We start from the raw sequence: 348 nt of genomic DNA, 5'->3' as shown, positions 1-348 counted from the left end.
AGGCTGTGTCCCTTAATCACCTGAGTTATAGTAACTGTCTTTTTCAACAACATATTGAACTATGGCTCGCTACGATATTCCCGATGAAGCATGGACTATCATCCACCCCATTCTGCCAGCAGAGTCTGTATCTCCACGGGTCGGGCGTCCGTGGGCAGAGCATCGTAAGATCATCAACGGCATGTTCTGGGTGCTGTGCTCCGGTGCACCATGGCGCGATTTACCTGAACGGTACGGCCCATGGAAGACCGTTTATAACCGCTTTAACCGTTGGTCAAAATCGGGTGTGATTAACATTATTTTCAACAAGTTACTTTCAGCTCTGGATGCACATGGCCTCGTGGACTG

1 protein-coding gene is annotated in these 348 nt (G+C 49.1%); it reads left to right on the top strand.

The features are described 5' to 3' along the window. Nucleotides 1–61: 61 nt before the first annotated feature. Nucleotides 62–348 (top strand): IS5 family transposase (locus ACSZO4_RS25930; RefSeq protein WP_437891941.1); only part of this gene is annotated, 287 nt, incomplete at its 3' end.

It is taken from the genome of Phytobacter sp. V91, assembly GCF_965644225.1.
In the GTDB taxonomy this organism is placed as follows: Bacteria; Pseudomonadota; Gammaproteobacteria; order Enterobacterales; family Enterobacteriaceae; genus CBFFRJ01.
This window is presented reverse-complemented; position numbering and strand designations above follow the sequence as displayed.